This window comes from Micromonospora sp. 15K316, assembly GCF_004348525.1.
Classification (GTDB): domain Bacteria; phylum Actinomycetota; class Actinomycetes; order Mycobacteriales; family Micromonosporaceae; genus Micromonospora.
In genome coordinates this window covers 1-2,675 of sequence record NZ_SMKG01000375.1, presented here as the reverse complement: position 1 = coordinate 2,675, position 2,675 = coordinate 1, and the positions used below count along the sequence as shown (strand labels likewise).

The window sequence follows — 2,675 nt, the reverse complement described above, 5'->3', positions numbered from 1 at the left end:
GGGTTAGGGCGGCGTGTAGTGCCGCGGCCAGGTCGGGGTGGCGGTAGGTGAAGCCGGCGCGGGTGAGGGCGCCGGGCAGCACTCGGGAGCTGGAGAGCGCCTCGACGGAGAACCCGCCGAGCACGATCTTCAGCGCCAACGCGGGGATCGGCATGATCGCGGGCCGGTGCAGCTGCCGGGCCAGTTCCTTGGTGAACTCCGCGTTCGTCACCGGGGCCGGACCGACCACGTTGACCGGTCCGGCCACGTCCTCGCGCTCCAGCACGAACGCCACCGCCTCCAGGAAGTCGACCATCGACAGGCACGGCCACCACTGCCGACCGCCGCCCAGCTTGCCGGAGACGCCCAGCCGCATCGGCAGCAGCTGCGGCTTGAGCATCCCGCCGTCGCGGTGCAACGGGAGCCCGATGCGCAGCCGGACCACCCGTACGCCGGCGTCTTCCGCGGGCCGGGTGGCCGCCTCCCACACCCGGCACACGTCGGAGAGGAAACCCTCGCCGGCCGGCGCGTCCTCCTCCACGGCCCGGTCACCGGTGTCCCCGTACCAACCCACGGCCGACCCGTTGAGCAGCACCTTCGGCCGATCCTGGGCGGGCAGGCCGGCGATGGTGATGGCCAGCGTGGTGGTCGAGTCCACCCGGCTGCTCCGGATCAGCTGCCGGTAGGCGTCGTTCCACCGCCGGTCGCCCACGCCCGCGCCGGCCAGGTTGACCACCGCGTCGGCGTCGGCCACCACGGCCGGGTCGAGCTGCGCGGCGGACGGGTTCCACTGTCGCTCGTCCGGCGTCCGCGGCGGGCGGCGGACCAGCCGGGTGATCCGGTGCCCGTCGGCGGTGAACCGGTCGACAAGCCGGGTGCCGAGGAAGCCGGACGCGCCGGCCATGAGGATCCGCATGCCCTTATCTTCGGGTACGCGGGGCGGACCTGACACGTCGAGCCGGTAACGACCGGCTCACACCGCCGGGGTCGGCCGCAGGTCGGCGAGGAGCCTCTCCACTTCGGCGTACGCCTCGGCGGGGAGGGGGCCGAGCGTCAGCGTGGCGAAGTTCTCCTCCGCCTGCGCCACCGTCCGGGCCCCGGGGATCGGGACGGTACGCGGGCTGCGGGCGAGCAGCCAGCCCAGCGCGCCCTGCGCGAGCGTACGACCGTCGGCGGTCAGCGCCGCGCGGATCTGCTCGACCCGCGCCGCCCACTCGGGTGTGGGGCGGCCGTCGGTGAACCAGACCAGCCACTCCGGGGCCACCCCGCGCACGTCGTCCCGGCCGGCCGTCCGGTCCGCACCGGTGAGCAGCCCCATCGCCAGCGGGCCGCGGTTCAGGGCGGCCAGGTCGTACGTGTCGCAGACCGCCAGCATCGCGGCGTTGTCCTTGAGCACCGACTGGTCGTGCTGGATCGCGGCGCAGTGCGTACCCGCCTTCGCGAACGCCTCGGCCGACTCCGGATGGTCGGTGCTCCAGCCGTACGCCCGGATCTTGCCCTGGGTGACCAGCTCCTCGAGCGTGTCGACCAGGTCGAGCGCGACGGGCACCGGCAGGTCGTTGATGTGCAGCTGGAAGAGGTCGACGTGGTCCGTGTCGAGCCGGCGAAGCGACTCCTCCAGGCTCTGCACCGCGTACGCGGGGGTCGGGTCGGTGCCGAGCCAGCGTCGGGTGGCTTCCTCGGAGCGGTTGCCGAACTTGGTGGCGATCACCACGCGGTCCCGGCGGCCGGCGAGCGCCCGGCCGAGGATCCGCTCGCTGTGCCCGGCGCCGTAGTTGCTGGCCGTGTCGAAGAGGGTCACGCCCGCGTCGAGAGCGGCGTGGATGGTGCGGACCGACTCGTCGTCGTCGACCTCGCCCCAGCCGAACGGCCGCCCACCGTCACCCCAGAGCGGCCCGCCGATCGCCCAGCAGCCCATGCCGATCGCGCTGACCTCGATGCCGCTGCGGCCGAGTTCCCGTGTCATCGTCATGCGCACAGCCTCCAACCTGGAGCGCACTCCAGGTCAAGCGTTAGCATCCGGGCATGTACGCCCCCTCCGAGGCGGCCCGGCGCAGCGGTTTCAGCCTCGACACCCTCCGCTACTACGAGAAGATCGGCCTGCTCAGCGGCGTGGGCCGCACCTCGGGCGGCCGGCGGGTCTTCACCGACGACGACCTCGGCTGGTTGGTGTTGTTCCGCTGCCTGCGCGACACCGGCATGCCCATCGCGCAGATGTGCCGGTACGCCGCGCTGGCCCGCGAGGGGGAGCACACCGCCGGTGAGCGCAAGGCGCTGCTGGAGGAGCACGCCACCCGGGTCGAGGAGCAGATGCGCCTGCTCCAGCACCAGTACGACCACCTCCGCGAGAAGATCCGCTACTACGAGGACGTGACCGGCGCCGGTTGAGCGCGCCCGGCGGCGACGCCCGGCTCGCCCGAGATCGACTCGGATTCCTTGACGTCGCGGTGTCCGGGTGGGGGAGACCGCGACGTGAAGGAAGTCGCCGGAGAGCGATCTCGATGTTCACCGTGAGTCGCCTCGCCACGGCACCGCCAATCTCGGTGCGGTGGATGCCGACGTCAACCCGGTCTTCGCCAACCCGACTCCCCCCACCCCACCCCGGCAGCGCGTGATCAAGAGGTTCGCGTCACGGACGGGCGTATCCCTGACGTGAACCTCTTGATCACCGCAGGGGGTCCGGCAGGGGTCCGCGG

The 2,675-nt window shown here is 72.6% G+C and carries 3 protein-coding genes; 1 reads left to right on the top strand and 2 read right to left on the bottom strand.

Annotated elements, in window-relative coordinates; translation table 11 throughout:
- Both E1211_RS31570 and E1211_RS31565 read right to left on the bottom strand, forming a co-directional pair.
- Positions 1-895 (bottom strand): TIGR01777 family oxidoreductase (locus tag E1211_RS31570; RefSeq protein WP_132353819.1); only part of this gene is annotated, 895 nt, incomplete at its 3' end.
- 57 nt (positions 896-952) lie between these two features.
- A complete protein-coding gene (locus E1211_RS31565; protein WP_132353816.1) occupies positions 953-1,951 on the bottom strand; it encodes an aldo/keto reductase in 999 nt (332 codons plus the stop codon).
- A 53-nt stretch (positions 1,952-2,004) separates the two neighbouring features.
- On the opposite strand from E1211_RS31565, the gene E1211_RS31560 reads away from it, so the two are divergent.
- Entirely contained in the window at positions 2,005-2,367 is a 363-nt protein-coding gene (locus E1211_RS31560; protein ID WP_132353814.1) for a MerR family transcriptional regulator, read from the top strand.
- The last annotated feature ends 308 nt before the right edge of the window (positions 2,368-2,675 follow it).

What these genes read in the sequence shown, in the direction of transcription:
- E1211_RS31565 (WP_132353816.1), bottom strand. Translation starts at nt 1,951, where the DNA reads ATGACGATGACACGGGAACTCGGCCGCAGCGGCATCGAGGTCAGCGCG.
- E1211_RS31560 (WP_132353814.1), top strand. Translation starts at nt 2,005, where the DNA reads ATGTACGCCCCCTCCGAGGCGGCCCGGCGCAGCGGTTTCAGCCTCGAC.